The organism is Sphingomonas sp. KR3-1 (genome assembly GCF_040049295.1).
GTDB lineage: Bacteria > Pseudomonadota > Alphaproteobacteria > Sphingomonadales > Sphingomonadaceae > Sphingomonas.
This window is the reverse complement of sequence record NZ_JBDZDQ010000003.1, coordinates 562,175-578,023: the sequence shown is the minus strand read 5'-3', so window position 1 is coordinate 578,023 and position 15,849 is coordinate 562,175. Positions and strand designations below refer to the sequence as shown.

Here is a 15,849-nt window from a genome sequence, read left to right as displayed (position 1 = left end):
AGTATATCTGCAAACCTGCCACTTACAACTTTGCAACATTGCATTTGCCGTGGCGGCATGTCCCATGCAGAAGCCGCCAATTCCAAGGGGAACCGCATGTCGTCGACGATCGAGGAACTGGAACGCCGCCGCGCCGCCGCTCGCTTGGGCGGGGGACAGAAGCGAGTCGACGCGCAGCATGCCAAGGGCAAGCTCACCGCGCGCGAGCGCGTCGAGGTGCTGCTCGACCAAGGATCGTTCGAGGAGCTCGACATGTATGTCGAGCATAACTGCGTCGACTTCGGCATGCAGGACCAGATCGTCCCCGGTGACGGCGTCGTCACCGGCAGCGGCACGATCAACGGCCGCCTCGTCTTCGTGTTCAGCCAGGACTTCACCGTGTTCGGCGGCTCGCTCAGCGAGCGCCACGCGCAGAAGATCTGCAAGATCATGGACATGGCGATGAAGGTCGGCGCCCCGGTGATCGGCCTGAACGACAGCGGCGGCGCGCGCATCCAGGAGGGTGTCGCCTCGCTCGGCGGCTATGCCGAGGTGTTCCAGCGCAACGTATTGGCGAGCGGCGTGGTGCCCCAGCTCAGCCTGATCATGGGGCCCTGCGCAGGCGGGGCCGTCTATTCTCCCGCGATGACCGACTTCATCTTCATGGTGAAGGATTCATCGTACATGTTCGTCACCGGCCCAGATGTAGTGAAGACCGTTACCAACGAGATCGTCACGCAGGAGGAACTGGGCGGAGCTGTGACGCATACCACGAAGTCGGGGGTCGCTGACGTGGCCTTCGATAACGATATCGAGGCGCTGCTCGCGGCCCGCGACTTCGTGGACTTCCTTCCCGCCTCGAACCGCGAGGCTGTTCCGGAGCGGCCGTGCGACGATCCCTGGGATCGCCTCGAGCCGAGCCTCGACACGCTGATCCCGCCGAGCGCGAACCAGCCCTATGACATGCACGAGCTGATCCGGAAGACGCTCGACGAGGGCGAGTTCTTCGAGCTGCAGCCGAGCCATGCCGGCAACATCCTGATCGGTTTCGGCCGGATCGAGGGGCGCAGCGTGGGCGTGGTCGCCAACCAGCCGATGGTGCTGGCCGGATGCCTGGACATCAACTCGTCGAAGAAGGCGGCGCGGTTCGTACGCTTCTGCGACGCGTTCGAGATTCCGATCGTGACGTTCGTCGACGTGCCGGGCTTCCTGCCGGGCGTCGGCCAGGAGCATTCGGGGATCATCAAGCACGGTGCCAAGCTGCTCTTCGCCTATGCCGAAGCGACCGTGCCCAAGATCACGGTGATCACGCGCAAGGCCTATGGCGGCGCCTATGACGTGATGGCCTCCAAGCATCTGCGCGGCGACCTCAACTATGCCTGGCCGACCGCCGAGATCGCGGTGATGGGCGCCAAGGGCGCAGTGGAGATCATCTTCCGTGGGCGCACGCCCGAGGAGATCGCCGAGCGCACCGCCGAATATGAGGCGCGCTTCGCCAATCCGTTCGTAGCGGCGAGCAAGGGGTTCGTCGACGAGGTGATCATGCCGCATTCCACGCGGCGGCGCGTGGCGCTGGGGCTCAGGAAGCTGCGGAACAAGCAGCTCGAGAACCCGTGGAAGAAGCATGACAATATCCCGCTGTGAGTGCGGTGGGGGCATTGTTGTTTGCCGGCTTCTGGCTGGCGTGCGTTGCGTGCTTCACCCTGTGGCTAAGGCGGGAACTGAAGCGTTCCATCGAACGTGGCTATTTCAGCCATGGAAGCCGGAAGACCTGTCGTGATCAACGTCCAGGGGCTTTCAGAGCCAGTATCGGCTGGCACAAGTTCATGATCGGCTTTGGCTGCTTCATGTTTCTGGCGGGGGCGATCGGCACCGTCGTTGGACTGGTCCAGAGATTGGGTGGATAGGATGAAACTCGGCCGCCTCAACCATGTTGGCGTTGCGACGCCCTCGATCGAAGCGTCGATCGCCTTTTACCGTGACGTGATGGGTGCGCAGGTGATCCGCGAACCGTTCGACTTGCCCGCGCAAGGGGTGAAGGTGTGCTTCGTCGACACGCCAAACAGCCAGATCGAACTGATCGAGCCGCTGGGCGAAAGCTCGCCGATCCACGGCTTCCTGGTGAAGAACCCGGCGGGCGGGCAGCATCACCTCTGCTACGAAGTGCCCGATATCCACGAAGCCAAGGCCTGGTTCGAGGCCAAGGGTGCCAAGGTGCTGGGCGAGCCGCGCATCGGCGCGCATGGCACGCCGATCTTCTTCGTCCACCCGAAGGACATGGGCGGGGTGCTGACCGAGATCATGGAGACGCCCAATGAAGGGCATTGAGCCTATTTTCCCTCTCCCCTTGTGGGAGAGGGAGGGAGCGACGCAGTCGCGGAAGGGTGAGGGGGTTGTGTCCCGATACGTCCCCCTCATTCTTCCCGCTGATTGCATCAGCGGGCCCCTTCCTTCTCCCACAAGGGGAGAAGGAGCTTGAGCGACAAGCCGACACTCGACCAATGGTCCGCCGCTGCCTCGAAGGAGGTCAAGGGCAAGGACCTGACCTGGCACACGCCCGAGGGCATCGACGTCAAGCCGCTCTACACGGCGGAGGACGTGGCGGGGATCGATCCGGGCCTGCCGGGTTTCGCGCCGTTCACCCGCGGCGTGCGCGCATCGATGTATGCCGGGCGGCCCTGGACGATCCGCCAGTACGCCGGCTTCTCGACCGCCGAGGCTTCCAACGCCTTCTATCGCCGCAACCTGGCGGCCGGGCAGAAGGGGCTGAGCGTCGCCTTCGATCTCGCCACCCACCGCGGCTATGACAGCGACCATCCGCGCGTCACCGGCGATGTCGGCAAGGCGGGCGTGGCGATCGACAGCGTCGAGGACATGAAGATCCTGTTCGACGGGATCCCGCTCGATCAGATGTCGGTCAGCATGACGATGAACGGCGCGGTGATCCCGATCCTCGCCTTCTTCATCGTCGCGGGCGAGGAGCAGGGCGTCGACAGGAGCCTGCTCGACGGGACCATCCAGAACGACATCCTCAAGGAGTTCATGGTCCGCAACACCTATATCTACCCGCCCGAGCCGAGCATGCGGATCATCTCGGACATCTTCGCCTATACCTCGGCTAACATGCCGAAATTCAACAGCATTTCCATCTCCGGCTATCATATGCAGGAAGCCGGGGCGACGCAGGTGCAGGAGCTCGCCTTCACCATCGCCGACGGCATGGAATATGTGAAGTACGGCGTTGCCTCGGGCCTGGATATCGACAAGTTCGCCGGGCGCCTGAGCTTCTTCTTCGCAATCGGCATGAACTTCTTCATGGAGATCGCGAAGCTGCGGGCGGCGCGGGTGCTGTGGCACCGGGTGATGACCCAGCTCGGCGCGGCGGACGAGCGCTCCAAGATGCTGCGGACGCATTGCCAGACCAGCGGCGTGTCGCTGACCGAGCAGGACCCGTACAACAACGTCATCCGCACCACGATCGAGGCGATGGCGGCGATGCTCGGCGGCACGCAGAGCCTGCACACCAACGCGCTCGACGAGGCGATCGCGCTGCCGACCGACTTCTCCGCACGGATCGCGCGCAACACCCAGATCGTCATCCAGGAAGAGACCGGGATGACCAAGGTCGTCGATCCGCTGGGCGGCTCCTATTACATCGAGAGCCTGACCCAGGAGCTGGTCGACAAGGCCTGGGAGATCATCGAGCGCGTCGAGGCCGAGGGCGGCATGGCCAAGGCCGTGGCGGCGGGCTGGCCCAAGGCGATGATCGAGGAAGCCGCGGCGGCCACCGCGGCGCGGATCGATCGCGGCGAGCAGGTGATCGTCGGCGTCAACAAGTATCGCAAGGCCGACGAGGACCCGATCGACATCCTCGATGTCGACAACCACGCCGTGCGCGAGGCGCAGATTGCGCGGATCAGGCAGGTCAAGGCGAGCCGCGACGACGCGGCCTGCCGCAAGGCGCTGTTCGCGCTGCAGGAAGGCGCGCGCGGCGATGCCAATCTGCTCGATCTCGCGGTGGAGGCCGCCCGCCAGCGCGCGACGCTGGGCGAGATCAGCGCGGCGATGGAGGCGGGCTTTGGCCGCTATGCGACCAAGCCGACGCCGGTGCAGGGCGTCTATGGCGGCGCCTATCAGGACGATGCGGTGTGGGAGCGGCTCAAGCAGGGCGTGGACGCGACCGAGCGTCGGCTTGGCCGCAAGCCGCGGATGCTTGTCGCCAAGATGGGCCAGGACGGACATGACCGCGGCGCCAACCTGGTGTCCTCCGCATTCGGCGACCTCGGCTTCGAGGTGGTGCCGGGCCCCTTGTTCCAGACCCCGCAGGAAGCCGCGGCGCTGGCGCTGGCCGAGGATGTCGACGTCGTCGGTGCCTCGAGCCTTGCCGCCGGGCACAAGACGCTGATCCCCGAGCTGATCCGCGAACTGCAGGAGGCCGGCCGGGCCGACATCAAGGTTATCGCCGGTGGCGTGATCCCGGCGCAGGACTATGAGTTCCTCCGCGAGGCGGGGGTGCAGGCGATCTTCGGGCCGGGCACCAACCTTGTCAAAGCCGCCGAAGAGGTGCTCAGGCTCCTCGGTCACAACATGCCCCCGGTAGAGGAAGCGGCCGAATGAACGAAGTGCGTACCGACTGGACCCGTGAAGAGATCGCCGCGCTGTTCGAGCTGCCCTTCACCGAGCTGGTGTTCCGCGCCGCCGAAGTGCACCGCGCGAACCACGCCGCGAACGAAGTCCAGCTCTCGACGCTGCTCAGCATCAAGACCGGCGGCTGCCCGGAGGATTGCGGCTATTGCAGCCAGTCGGTCTCGGCGGAGACGGGGCTGAAGGCGACCAAGCTGATGGACGTGCGCCAGGTGCTCCAGGCCGCGGCGCAGGCGAAGGACCACGGCTCGTCGCGCTTCTGCATGGGCGCGGCCTGGCGCAACCCCAAGGACCGCGACATGCCCGCCATCGTCGAGATGGTGCAGGGTGTGCGCGCGATGGGGATGGAGGCCTGCATGACGCTGGGCATGCTCAGCGAGAAGCAGGCGCAGATGCTCGCCGATGCCGGGCTCGATTATTACAACCACAATATCGACACCTCGCCCGAGCGCTATGCCGAGGTGATCACCACGCGCAGCTTCGAGGACCGGCTCGACACGCTCGAGCATGTCCGCGAGGCGGGGATCAACGTGTGCTGCGGCGGCATCGTCGGCATGGGCGAGACTCGGCCGGACCGCGTCGGCTTCATCCATGCGCTGGCGACCTTGCCGGTGCATCCGGGCAGCGTGCCGGTCAACGCGCTGGTGCCGATCAAGGGCACGGTGCTCGGCAACATGCTGGCCGACACGCCGCTGGCGCAGATCGACGATATCGAGTTCGTCCGCACGATCGCGGTGGCGCGGATCACGATGCCGGCGAGCATGGTCCGCCTCTCGGCGGGCCGCGAGAGCATGAGCGACGCGACCCAGGCGCTCTGCTTCCTGGCCGGCGCCAACTCGATCTTCACCGGCGACAAGCTGCTGACCGCGGGCAATGCCGGCGACGACAAGGACGCGGCGCTGTTCGCGCGGCTGGGCGTGGTGCCGATGCAGGCCGAGGTGAAGGTGGAGCTGGAGGCGGCGGAATGATCCGTGCGGCGTGACCGAGCAGGGCTTCTTTCGTTTCTTTGCGATCGCGTGGGCCGTGATAGCCGGAGCGAAGCTGGCTGGCTCCTTGTTGAGCGGTACGCTGCTTGGCGCGAGAGGCGGCCGCAGTGCTCGTGCGATTGAGCCCGGCAAGTTCTGGATTAACTGGTCGCTCCTTGCGATCACCTTCGTCATCAGTGTCTGGTGCGCAATTTTCTTGGGGTAATTGACTGATGTTCAAGAAGATCCTGGTCGCCAATCGCGGCGAGATTGCGTGCCGCGTGATGCGCACCGCCAAGAAGATGGGGATCGCCACCGTGGCGGTCTATTCGGATGCCGATGCGCGTGCGCCGCACGTGCTGATGGCGGACGAAGCGGTGCGGCTCGGGCCGGCGCCGGCGGCGGAGTCCTATCTCAAGGCCGAGCTGATCCTGCTCGCCGCCAAGGAGACCGGGGCCGACTGCATCCACCCGGGATACGGCTTCCTCTCCGAGCGCGAGAGCTTTGCCAAGGCTTGTGCGGAGGCGGGGATCGCCTTTGTCGGCCCGCCGCCGAACGCGATCGCGGCGATGGGCGACAAGATCGAATCGAAGAAGCTCGCCAAGCAGGCGGGCGTGAACGTCGTCCCCGGCTATGTCGGCGAGATCGACGATACCGAGCATGCCGTGCGGATCGCCAGCGAGATCGGCTATCCGGTGATGATGAAGGCCTCGGCCGGCGGCGGCGGCAAGGGCATGCGGCTGGCGTGGAGCGAGCAGGACGTGCGCGAGGGCTTCGAGGCGACCAAGCGCGAGGGCCTGGCGAGCTTCGGCGACGACCGCGTGTTCATCGAGAAGTTCATCGAGAGCCCGCGCCATATCGAGATCCAGGTGCTGGGCGACCAGCACGGCACCATCGTCTATCTCGGCGAGCGCGAATGCTCGATCCAGCGGCGCCACCAGAAGGTGGTCGAGGAAGCGCCGTCGCCCTTCGTCTCGCCCGCGATGCGCAAGGCGATGGGCGAGCAGGCCGTCGCGCTGGCCCGCGCGGTGGGCTATTATTCGGCGGGCACGGTCGAGCTGATCGTCTCGGGCGCCGACAAGACCGGGGCGGGCTTCTATTTCCTAGAGATGAACACCCGGCTCCAGGTCGAGCATCCGGTGACCGAGGCGGTGACCGGCATCGACCTGGTCGAGCAGATGATCCGCGTCGCGTACGGCGAGAAGTTGGCGTTCGGGCAGGACGACATCACGCTCACCGGCTGGGCGATCGAGAACCGCGTCTATGCCGAGGACCCCTATCGCGGCTTCCTGCCCTCGACCGGGCGGCTGGTGCGCTATCGCCCGCCGGCGAGCGAGGAGACGCCCTATGGCGCGCCCGGCACGCGCGGCGACCATGGCTATGTCCGCGTCGACGACGGCGTGGCCGAGGGGGGCGAAGTCTCGATGTTCTACGATCCGATGATCGCCAAGCTGATCACCTGGGGCGAGACGCGCGACGAGGCCGCGGACCTGCAGATCGCGGCGCTCGACCAGTTCCGGATCGACGGTGTCGGCAACAATATCGATTTCCTCTCGGCGCTGATGCAGCATCCGCGCTTCCGCTCGGGCGAGATCACCACCGGCTTCATCGCCGAGGAATATCCCGAGGGCTTCCACGGCGCGCCGGCTTCGGCCGGATTGAAGCGCAAGCTGGCGGCGCTGGCGGCGGCGATCGACCTCGAGCGTGCCGAACGCGCCGCCGCGACCTCGGGGCAGCTCAACGGCCCGGTCGAGGTTGGCGAGGCGCGGGTGGTGCTGATCGACGGCGAGCGGTTCGAGGTCGTGGTGGACGAGGATGTCACCGTCGAAGGCGAGCCGATCGAGATCGACGGCGAATGGCAGGCGGACAACCTGACCCTCACCGCAATCGTCGATGGCGCGCCGTTCAGCGTCGGCGTCGCGCGCAAGGGTGCGGCCTGGAAGCTCACCGCGCACGGCGCGACGCACCGGGTCGAGGTCTATCCACCGCATATCGCGCAATATCGCCACCATATGATCGAGAAGGTGCCGCCCGACATGAGCCGCTTCCTGCTCGCGCCGATGCCGGGGCTGCTCACCCAGCTGCACGTCGCGCCCGGCGACCGGGTGGAGGCAGGGCAGGCGCTCGCGGTGGTCGAGGCCATGAAGATGGAGAATATCCTGCGCGCCGAGAAGGCGGCGACCGTGAAGGCCGCCAATTTCGCACCCGGCGACAGCCTGGCGGTGGACGCGGCGATCCTCGAGTTCGAATGACGCTCAGTCGGGCGGCACTGCCGTCCGGGTGCCGTTGAACCGGTCGAAGGTGGGCGGCGGATTGGCGCGGATCATCGCCTGGAGATCGAGCATCGGCTGCTGCGATACGATGATGCCGCCATCGGTCGGTCGATCCAGGTCGATCACCAGCAGCAGCGACAGCCCGAACAGCGCGAAGAGAAAGGCGGCCGTCTGGCGCCCGCGCTCGCCGACCAGGACATAGCCGATCACGCCGGCGGCGACGAACTGGTAGATGAAGAGCAGCAGGAACACCTCCGCCGGCACGTGCGCGCGGCGTGCGGCCCGGCGCGTGGCGTCCATGTCGATCATCGCGTTCATCGTATCGAGATACGAACTCGAGAAATCATAATGCTTGAGCGAAGGCCAGGCGGCGACCGTCTCGGTCCACAGGTCGGTGATCAGCTGGTCGTTGCGCGCCAGCAGCTCGGTGAGCTTCGGCCCGGGCGAAAGCTGCGCGACGGCGATGCGGTTGTCGGCATATTGCGAGAGCATGCTGCTCAGCCGCTGGCGATAGGGCGCATCGACCATCTGGCTGCGCAGATAGGTGGTGCCGATCGTGTTGGCCTCTTCCAGCACGCCCATCCGCCGCGCGTCATAGCGATCGAGCGCGAGCGAGAAGGTGAAGCCGACGAGCAGCGCGAGCAGGCCCATCACCGCGGAGACGATCAATCCCTCCTGGGCGTCGTCCTTGTCGATCTTGCCCCCTGCCGCACGGTCGCGTCGCCGCCGCAGCCGGATGCCGAGCCAGGCAAAGGCGAGCATCCCGGCGAACAGGAAGATACCGATCAGCCAGATCGGCGTTGCCAGCAGCCAGTGGGAGAGGAGCGCGTTCATCGGGGTTTCCCCGTGGTTTCGGACGGTGCATCGTGCCTTGCCGGCGCGCGCGGACAATCAGGGTTTGTCCCGGCGAAGCGCACCGACTTCCCCCGATGGGCAGCGGGCGGGGCGCAGGGCAGCTTCGGTGCGACAGGCACCAGGGAGCCGGCCCGATGGAAGACGCGCTGCACGTCCTCGCCGAATATATCGCGCTGATCGTCAACTTCCTCGCGATGGCGGCGATCGCGCTCGGATCGCTCCAGACCGCCTGGTACCTGTTCCGGCTGCTGCTGACCCGCGCCTCGCAGGAAGCGCTTCGGCCGATATGGCTGGGCTTCGGGCGATGGCTGGTCGCGGGGCTGTCGTTCCAGCTGGCCGCCGACATCGTCGAGACGACGATAGCGCCGAGCTGGGAGGATGTCGGCAAGCTGGCGGCGATTGCGGCGATTCGCACCTTCCTCAGCTATTTCCTCGATCGCGACATGGAGCCGCTGCGCGAGCGCGAGGCGGAACTCCGCGCACAGAAGATTGCGCCATGAGCGACACGAAGCGTGCGCTCCCGGAGGACCTCGGCGCCACGCGCACCGTGCTCGCGGCGGACCGGACGCTGATGGCCTGGATCCGCACCTCGCTCTCGATGCTGAGCTTCGGCTTCACCATCTACAAGTTCCTGCAGGGGCTGGCCGAGGGCAAGCAGATCCCGCACTCGCACAGCCCGCGGCAGGTCGGACTGTTCCTGGTCGGCATGGGCATATTGGCGATCGTGCTCGGCACGCTGAGCTATGCCACGACGCTGCGCGACATCCAGCGCAGCGGCGCCTTCCGCTTCGGCAGACCGATCCTGGTGATGGCGCTGGTGATGTGCGTAGCGGGCGTGGGATTGTTCGCCGCCATGGCGGGCCGGCTCATCTGAGCGGTTCCGCTGGTGACGGTCTTGCCGGTCACCATGGCCGAGATCGCGCCCCGCGCGATCTCGTGTCCGCTGGTGACCCCTAGGAGAATCGAACTCCTGCTTTCGCCGTGAGAGGGCGACGTCCTAACCGCTAGACGAAGGGGCCATTAGCGTGGCGGAAGCGGGCAATTACGGGCAGGTTCCTTGCCCGTCAAGCGCCTTCCCCGCGGATCGGCAATTTTATTGCGAGCCGGGCGGTTTCAGCCCGCGACCGGCAGGCGCAGCGTGCCGTCCGGCTCGTAATGGACTTCGCTGTACGCCGTCACCGCCGCAAGCGGCAGCGGCGCATAGAGATGCGGGAAGAGCTGGCCGCCGCGCGACGGCTCCCAGCGCACCGCATCGTCCATCGCCTCGAGATCGACTGCGGCGAGCCACAGGCCCGCCTGGCCGGCGAAATGCTTGTCCAGCGTCTCCACCACCTGATTGGCGGTGGAGAGGTGGATATAGCCGTCCGCCAGGTCGATCGGCGCGCCCGCGAACACGCCTTCATGCTCCAGCGCGTGCATCTGCTCCACGGTCAGGATCTTGTAGGCGATGTTCGGGGCTTCGCTCACTGCCCGTCCTCGGGACCGCTGGCGAGGTCCTCGGTCGTGGTGCCGTCAGGCGTCGGTTCGCCGGCGACGGCGCCGTCGCCCAGATCGACCTCGGCCTCGTCGTCGCTCTCCTCGATCCGCGCGGCCGAGACGACATGCTCGTCCTTGGCGACGCGGAAGAGGATCACGCCCTGGGTGTTGCGCCCGGTGACGCGGACCGAGCCGACCGTGGTGCGGATCAGCTTGGCCTGGTCGGTGACCAGCATCAGCTGTTCGCCATTGTGTGCCGGGAAGCTCGCCACCACCGGTCCGTTGCGGTCCGAGCTGACGATGTTGGTGATGCCCTGGCCGCCGCGATTGGTGCGGCGATACTCATAGGCCGAGGTACGCTTGCCATAGCCATTGGCAGTGACGGTGAGGATGAACTCCTCCGCCGCCTCGAACTCGGCCATGCGCTCGGGGCTGAGGGCGATCTCGCGCTCGCCTTCCTTCCAGGGAGCGGCCTTGAGGTAGTCCTCGCGCTCCTGCGGCGTCGCGTCGAAGCCGCGCAGCACCGACATCGAGATGACCTCGTCGCCCTCGGCCAGGCGCGCACCGCGCACGCCGGTCGAATCGCGGCTCTGGAACTCGCGCACGTCGGTCGAGGCGAAGCGGATCGCGCGGCCGCCCTTGGTGGCGAGCAGAACGTCGTCACCTTCGGTGAGCAGCGAGACGCCGATGAGGCGATCCTCACTGCCTTCCTCGAACTTCATCGCGATCTTGCCGTTGGTACGGATGTTGGCAAAGGCATCCATCGAGTTGCGGCGGACATTGCCCTTTGCGGTGGCGAACATGACGTGGAGGTCGCCCCACGCATTCTCGTCCTCCGGTAGCGGCAGCACGGTCGAGATCGTCTCGCCCGCCGCCAGCGGCAGCAGGTTGATCATCGGCCGCCCGCGCGTCGCCGGCCCGCCCTCGGGCAGGCGCCAGACCTTCATGCGGTAGACCTTGCCCTCGGTGGAGAAGAACAGCACCGGCGTGTGGGTCGAAGTGACGAAGAGGTGGGTGACCGCGTCCTCGTCCTTGGTCGCCATGCCGGCGCGGCCCTTGCCGCCCTTGGCCTGGGCGCGGAAGGTGTCGAGCGGGGTGCGCTTGATATAGCCTTCCATGGTCACGGTGACGACCATGTCCTCGCGCTCGATCAGGTCCTCGTCCTCGATGCCGTCGGCGGCGGCGGCGATCTCGGTGCGGCGCGGCGTGGCGTAGAGGGCGCGGACAGTGGTCAGCTCCTCGACCATCACTTCGTAGAGGCGCGCGCGGTTGCCGAGGATCTCGAGCAGCTCGGCGATCGAATCGGCCAGTTCCTTGAGCTCGTCGCCGATCTCGTCGCGGCCGAGCGCGGTGAGGCGGTGGAGGCGCAGGTCGAGGATCGCGCGGACCTGCGCTTCGCTCAGCCGGTAGATGTCGCCGGTAACCTCGGTTTCAACCGCTTCGACCAGCTTTATGTACTGGGCGATCTCGGCGATCGGCCATTCGCGTGCGAGCAGCTTGTCGCGGGCATCGGCCGGGCTCGACGACCCGCGGATGATCCGGACGACTTCGTCGAGATTGGTGACCGCGATCACCAGGCCGAGCAAGATGTGGGCGCGCTCGCGCGCCTTGGCGAGCTCGAACTTCGAGCGCCGCGTGATGACCTCTTCGCGGAACTTGACGAACGCCTGGATGATATCCTGGAGGTTGAGCAGCTCCGGGCGGCCGCCGCGGATCGCGAGCATGTTCGCAGGGAAGCTCGATTGCGCCGGGGTGTTGCGCCAGACCTGGTTGAGCACGACCTCGGGCGTCGCGTCGCGCTTGAGGTCGATGACGATGCGCACACCCTCGCGCGACGATTCGTCGCGAATGTCGCTGACGCCTTCGATGCGCTTGTCCTTGGCGGCCTCGGCGATCTTCTCGACCAGCGCGTTCTTGCCCTGCTGGTACGGGATCTCGGTGAGCACGATCGAGCGGCGCTCGCCGCGCTGCTCGAACTCGTGGCGCGAGCGGACGATGATCGAGCCGCGGCCGGTCTGGTAGGCCGAGCGGCAGCCCGAGCGGCCGAGGATCAGCGCGCCGGTCGGGAAGTCCGGACCGGGGACGATCTCCATCAGCTCCTCGAGCGTGAGCGCCTCGCGCTTGCCGAGCATGGCATCGATATGCGCCAGGCAGGCGTCGATCACTTCGCCGAGATTGTGCGGCGGGATGTTGGTCGCCATGCCGACCGCAATGCCGCCGGCGCCGTTGACCAGCAGATTGGGGAAGCGCGCGGGGAGGACCGCCGGCTCGCTCTCCGACCCGTCATAGTTCGGGACGAAGTCGACCGTGTCCTTCTCGATGTCGTCGAGCAGCGCCGAGGCGACGCGGGCAAGGCGCGCCTCCGTGTAGCGCATCGCCGCGGGCGGATCGGGATCCATGGAACCGAAGTTCCCCTGACCGTCGATCAGCGGCACCCGCATCGCCCAGTCCTGGGCCATGCGCGCCATCGCGTCGTAGATCGAGCTGTCGCCGTGCGGGTGATACTTACCCATCACGTCACCGACGAGGCGGGCCGACTTGCGATACGCGCGGCCGGCGACATAGCCGCCTTCCTGCGCGGCGTAGAGGATGCGGCGGTGAACCGGCTTGAGACCGTCCCGGACGTCAGGGAGCGCGCGCGCCACGATCACGCTCATCGCGTAATCGAGGTAGCTGGTCTTCATCTCATCGACGATCGAGATCGGCGCAATGTCGGAAGGATCGTCGGCGAGGATGGTCTCGTCGGTCAAAGGTTCACGCTTTCGGATTTGTTACGATCCGATGGCTCTAGCCGGGTGGACGCATCCTGCCAACCCCGCCCGCGCGCGCACGCGTACGCGAGGGAAAGCGGTGGATAAGTCGGGCAGGGCGCCGGCTTTTGCGAGCGTCGAAGATCAAACGCAAATGGCTGCAACTCCCAAATGGCGCGATTGACGGCGCCTACGGGTGGGTGGAACAGTGGCGGCAGTCCGGAGGGGGCCGGACCGGAGGGGCGCGTTGGGAGACAAGCAACCCTATATCGTCACGGTCATCGTCGGCGTGCTGACCTGGCTGGTCACGCACATCGTAGCGAGCGTGGTGGAAGCGCCGACGCTCGAATATTCTATGCGGACCGCCTCGCAAGGCCAGGTGCAGGTCGTCACCCTCGATCTCAGCAACGTTACCCGCGCCAAGCGCTTCGACGGCATCTCGGTGATGATCACCGTTCCCGGCGGCCCGATGGAGCGCGCGCGCATCCAGCCGGTCGAGCCCGCGGCCGAGGGGGACAATGCGCCGGATGCGGCGGGGCAGACGGCCAGCTTCACGATCCCGCACCTGCTGCCGGGCGAGACCTACCGGCTGACGGCGGAATCGCGGAGCAGCGCCACGCCGGCACTGCGTATCGACGCGAGCAGCCAGGCGATCCGGATCGTCGAGGCCAACCTCGAGACCTTCTGCGCGCGGCACGAATTGTCGATTCTCATCGCGATGTTCGTGCTGTGGGCGACGTTCCTCGCCGTGATCGCATACCGGATGCGCAAATCACCGGTCGGTGGACAGCAAGAAGAGCCAAAGATATATTTGCAGATGAATATTAGGCCGCATCGGGGGATGTCGCGCTATGATCGTCCGCGTAAGTCTTAGTCTTGCCCTGCTGATGGCGGCGCATTCTGCACATGCGCAGGCCAATCCGCCGCGAATCGTCAACGTTCGTGTCGTCGACGAGCGAAATCGCGGCGTGGAGAGCGTCGTCCGTTTCAGCAGCGGCGGGGATTGGCGCCGCTTCGGCGCGACCGACGCGGCCGGCGTCGCGCGCCAGCCCTTCTCCTGTTCGCTCGGCACGGTCTTTCGCGCGGAGCCTCGGGATCTCGGAAGCTATTTCAACTCGAAGGAAGTCGACTGTTCGGACAATCTGCGGATCCGCGTGGTTTCCCGTGCGACGCCGGCGGGGCATGCGGTCGCCGCCGAATTCCGCAAATTCAACGATCCGCAGACCGGTGCGCAATATGTGATGGTCGTGCGCAGCAGCTACGATGTGAAGACGCGAGACCTGACCGGGACCGGCTCCGTGGGCGCTGTCATGAACGCCGGCATCTTTGGCAGCATCAATCAAAGGGCCTGCGCGGCCACGGTCGTCGCCCGCTTCGATCGCGAGATACTGAAGGTGGATTCGAACGGAGACTGGAGCCCGGTGGCGGATCCCGCGATCCTGCCCGTGCCGGAGGAAACGGTGATCGATCGCAAGCGCTTTTCCCGGTCGTGCCAGAACGCCGGCGCGCGCCTCAAGGAGCTGGCGGAAGACGCGCCTGCGAAAATGAAGGTCTACACCGCGACGATCGTAGATGCGCAGGTCCAGGTGGCTGCGTCGATCGGCCAAACCGGCCAATATGCCGTCAATCCACCACCGTCGCCGGCCGAGCAGGCGCCGGCGGAAATGGAGGACGGTCACCTGCCTTCACGCTAGCCGCCAACGGCCGCCACGCGACCGTCGTCCTTGGGATCAGGCAAGGTACCGATGGCGAGGCGGGAGGAGGGCGCCCCGCCACCGGCACTTGGGAACACCAGGCCGCGCGCCCGGCGTCCGCAACTCAATGCGTCGTGCCGGTATGCGGCAGACGGATCACGTACTGGCCGTTCGCCTCGACGCCGGTGGAGTCGTCCTCGACATCGCCGTTGACCAGCTTGCCGAGATTGGCGAGCGCGCCGACGATGCCGAAGCCGGCGCTGAACGGACGGCCGCGCGGGTCGCGGCGGGGCTTGGGACGGGCGCCGCGGGGCTCACGGCGGCGGGGCGGGGGCGCCATGCGGGTCATGCGATCCGCTACCGAGGCGGCGTCGCCGGTGCGGCCGAATTCGCGCCACACGACCTGGAAGCCTTCCGGCACTTCGCTCCACTCGCCGCCCTCGGGGCGAACCAGGTCGCAGCCGCAATGGTGGCAGACGGCGAAGTCGAGGCCCTGGTTGTGGTGATGCCGGGTGCCGGCGGTGTGGCCCATCATGTTGCAGCGGATACTCATCTCAATGCACTCCAGCGGTCTTGGTGCCGCGCATCCGCAGCCGGAATTCGGCCAGGGCGCGGAAATGCTCGTCGTCGCTTTCGAGGGCGAGCTGTGGGTTCCAGATTTCGAAGCTGTCGCCGGCGCCGACGAACAGCGCGAGGTCGTCGATGCGGCCGAGATGGCGCATCGCGGGCGGGATGCGCAGGCCCCTGCCGTCGCGCTTGATTCGCTCGGACAGGCCGAAGGTGCCGCGCATCCGGCGATAGTGGCTGCGGGCTTCCTCGCCGCGCTCTTCTTCCGCCACCCGGCGGCGCTCGGCGCGCTCGGCCAGGGTCGAAAGATGTGCGCGGCCATAGCCGATCAGGCAGTCGTCGGCCTGGTGCTTGGCGACAACGATCTCGGGGCTGGTTTCGGGGGCGAAAGCGTCTTCGAGAAAGGCCGGGACGGCGACGTTTCCGTCGGCATCGACCTCGCAAAGTTCACTACCGTGGTAAAGGCTGTTCATGGGCATCGACTCGTCAGAAACGGTGGGTATTCTGCTGGTAAGTCACTGAAACCGTGATAGGTTTCTCTGCTTGCCTTATGTTTGCCATAATAACGCCCAATTCTGATCCTGCGATGAACCGGTATGTTCCATCGACGAAACGTTTACTGCCATTAACCATCATCTGGCCCATC

At 66.3% G+C, this 15,849-nt stretch carries 15 protein-coding genes and 1 tRNA gene; 10 read left to right on the top strand and 6 right to left on the bottom strand.

Translation table 11 applies throughout. The features are described 5' to 3' along the window. Positions 1-96 precede the first annotated feature (96 nt). The 6 genes from ABLE38_RS18695 (at position 97) to ABLE38_RS18670 (ending at position 7,840) form a co-directional block, all read left to right on the top strand. Positions 97-1,623 carry an acyl-CoA carboxylase subunit beta gene (locus ABLE38_RS18695; RefSeq protein ID WP_348975748.1) on the top strand — a complete coding sequence of 509 codons (1,527 nt, stop codon included), beginning with the start codon at positions 97-99 and terminating at the stop codon, positions 1,621-1,623. Positions 1,624-1,887: 264 nt separating this feature from the next. Beyond that, on the top strand, positions 1,888-2,307 hold the full coding sequence (gene mce / locus ABLE38_RS18690) for a methylmalonyl-CoA epimerase (protein ID WP_348975747.1): 420 nt from the start codon (positions 1,888-1,890) through the stop codon (positions 2,305-2,307). Positions 2,308-2,454: 147 nt separating this feature from the next. Further along, the gene (gene scpA, locus ABLE38_RS18685) at positions 2,455-4,596 is read left to right on the top strand and encodes a methylmalonyl-CoA mutase (RefSeq protein ID WP_348975746.1); all 2,142 of its coding nucleotides are present in this window, start codon (positions 2,455-2,457) and stop codon (positions 4,594-4,596) included. Then, positions 4,593-5,591 (top strand): biotin synthase BioB, encoded by a 999-nt coding sequence (bioB, locus tag ABLE38_RS18680; protein WP_348975745.1) that lies wholly within the window; start codon positions 4,593-4,595, stop codon positions 5,589-5,591. The genes scpA and bioB overlap by 4 nt, the downstream gene beginning before the upstream one ends. A 10-nt stretch (positions 5,592-5,601) precedes the next feature. After that, on the top strand, positions 5,602-5,814 hold the full coding sequence (locus ABLE38_RS18675; protein WP_348975744.1) for a hypothetical protein: 213 nt from the start codon (positions 5,602-5,604) through the stop codon (positions 5,812-5,814). A 7-nt stretch (positions 5,815-5,821) separates the two neighbouring features. Then, a complete protein-coding gene (locus ABLE38_RS18670) occupies positions 5,822-7,840 on the top strand; it encodes an acetyl/propionyl/methylcrotonyl-CoA carboxylase subunit alpha (protein ID WP_348975743.1) in 2,019 nt (672 codons plus the stop codon). A gap of 3 nt (positions 7,841-7,843) precedes the next feature. On the opposite strand, the gene ABLE38_RS18665 is transcribed toward ABLE38_RS18670, so the two are convergent. Further along, on the bottom strand, positions 7,844-8,695 hold the full coding sequence (locus ABLE38_RS18665) for a hypothetical protein (RefSeq protein ID WP_348975742.1): 852 nt from the start codon (positions 8,693-8,695) through the stop codon (positions 7,844-7,846). A gap of 155 nt (positions 8,696-8,850) precedes the next feature. Between ABLE38_RS18665 and ABLE38_RS18660 the strand changes: the two genes are divergently transcribed. Both ABLE38_RS18660 and ABLE38_RS18655 read left to right on the top strand, forming a co-directional pair. Further along, a complete protein-coding gene (locus ABLE38_RS18660) occupies positions 8,851-9,216 on the top strand; it encodes a DUF1622 domain-containing protein (protein ID WP_348975741.1) in 366 nt (121 codons plus the stop codon). Continuing rightward, entirely contained in the window at positions 9,213-9,590 is a 378-nt protein-coding gene (locus ABLE38_RS18655; RefSeq protein WP_348975740.1) for a DUF202 domain-containing protein, read from the top strand. The genes ABLE38_RS18660 and ABLE38_RS18655 overlap by 4 nt, the downstream gene beginning before the upstream one ends. A 70-nt stretch (positions 9,591-9,660) precedes the next feature. On the opposite strand, the gene ABLE38_RS18650 is transcribed toward ABLE38_RS18655, so the two are convergent. From ABLE38_RS18650 to gyrA, 3 genes are all read right to left on the bottom strand, one after another. Further along, positions 9,661-9,735: transfer RNA gene (locus ABLE38_RS18650), tRNA-Glu, on the bottom strand. 94 nt (positions 9,736-9,829) lie between these two features. Then, the gene (locus ABLE38_RS18645) at positions 9,830-10,183 is read right to left on the bottom strand and encodes a DUF952 domain-containing protein (protein WP_348975739.1); all 354 of its coding nucleotides are present in this window, start codon (positions 10,181-10,183) and stop codon (positions 9,830-9,832) included. Further along, positions 10,180-12,942 (bottom strand): DNA gyrase subunit A, encoded by a 2,763-nt coding sequence (gene gyrA, locus ABLE38_RS18640; RefSeq protein ID WP_348975738.1) that lies wholly within the window; start codon positions 12,940-12,942, stop codon positions 10,180-10,182. The genes ABLE38_RS18645 and gyrA overlap by 4 nt, the downstream gene beginning before the upstream one ends. Positions 12,943-13,189: 247 nt before the next feature. Here gyrA and ABLE38_RS18635 point away from each other — a divergent pair, with 247 nt between their 5' ends. Next, positions 13,190-13,816: a hypothetical protein gene (locus tag ABLE38_RS18635; protein ID WP_348975737.1), complete on the top strand. Its 627-nt coding sequence runs from the start codon at positions 13,190-13,192 to the stop codon at positions 13,814-13,816. Further along, on the top strand, positions 13,794-14,636 hold the full coding sequence (locus ABLE38_RS18630; RefSeq protein ID WP_348975736.1) for a hypothetical protein: 843 nt from the start codon (positions 13,794-13,796) through the stop codon (positions 14,634-14,636). Before ABLE38_RS18635 ends, ABLE38_RS18630 begins: the two co-directional genes overlap by 23 nt. A 124-nt stretch (positions 14,637-14,760) precedes the next feature. Here the strand turns inward: ABLE38_RS18630 and ABLE38_RS18625 are convergent, their stop codons facing one another. Both ABLE38_RS18625 and ABLE38_RS18620 read right to left on the bottom strand, forming a co-directional pair. After that, entirely contained in the window at positions 14,761-15,189 is a 429-nt protein-coding gene (locus ABLE38_RS18625) for a hypothetical protein (protein WP_348975735.1), read from the bottom strand. A gap of 1 nt (position 15,190) precedes the next feature. Continuing rightward, positions 15,191-15,676, bottom strand: coding sequence for a hypothetical protein (locus ABLE38_RS18620; RefSeq protein ID WP_348975734.1), 486 nt, complete (start codon positions 15,674-15,676; stop codon positions 15,191-15,193). Positions 15,677-15,849: the final 173 nt, after the last annotated feature.

Excerpts from the sequence above, each read along its gene's own strand:
- mce (WP_348975747.1), top strand. The coding sequence starts at position 1,888 with ATGAAACTCGGCCGCCTCAACCATGTTGGCGTTGCGACGCCCTCGATC.
- ABLE38_RS18695 (WP_348975748.1), top strand. The coding sequence starts at position 97 with ATGTCGTCGACGATCGAGGAACTGGAACGCCGCCGCGCCGCCGCTCGC.
- ABLE38_RS18620 (WP_348975734.1), bottom strand. The coding sequence starts at position 15,676 with ATGAACAGCCTTTACCACGGTAGTGAACTTTGCGAGGTCGATGCCGAC.
- ABLE38_RS18670 (WP_348975743.1), top strand. The coding sequence starts at position 5,822 with ATGTTCAAGAAGATCCTGGTCGCCAATCGCGGCGAGATTGCGTGCCGC.
- ABLE38_RS18630 (WP_348975736.1), top strand. The coding sequence starts at position 13,794 with ATGATCGTCCGCGTAAGTCTTAGTCTTGCCCTGCTGATGGCGGCGCAT.
- ABLE38_RS18660 (WP_348975741.1), top strand. The coding sequence starts at position 8,851 with ATGGAAGACGCGCTGCACGTCCTCGCCGAATATATCGCGCTGATCGTC.
- ABLE38_RS18625 (WP_348975735.1), bottom strand. The coding sequence starts at position 15,189 with ATGAGTATCCGCTGCAACATGATGGGCCACACCGCCGGCACCCGGCAT.
- ABLE38_RS18665 (WP_348975742.1), bottom strand. The coding sequence starts at position 8,695 with ATGAACGCGCTCCTCTCCCACTGGCTGCTGGCAACGCCGATCTGGCTG.
- bioB (WP_348975745.1), top strand. The coding sequence starts at position 4,593 with ATGAACGAAGTGCGTACCGACTGGACCCGTGAAGAGATCGCCGCGCTG.
- ABLE38_RS18655 (WP_348975740.1), top strand. The coding sequence starts at position 9,213 with ATGAGCGACACGAAGCGTGCGCTCCCGGAGGACCTCGGCGCCACGCGC.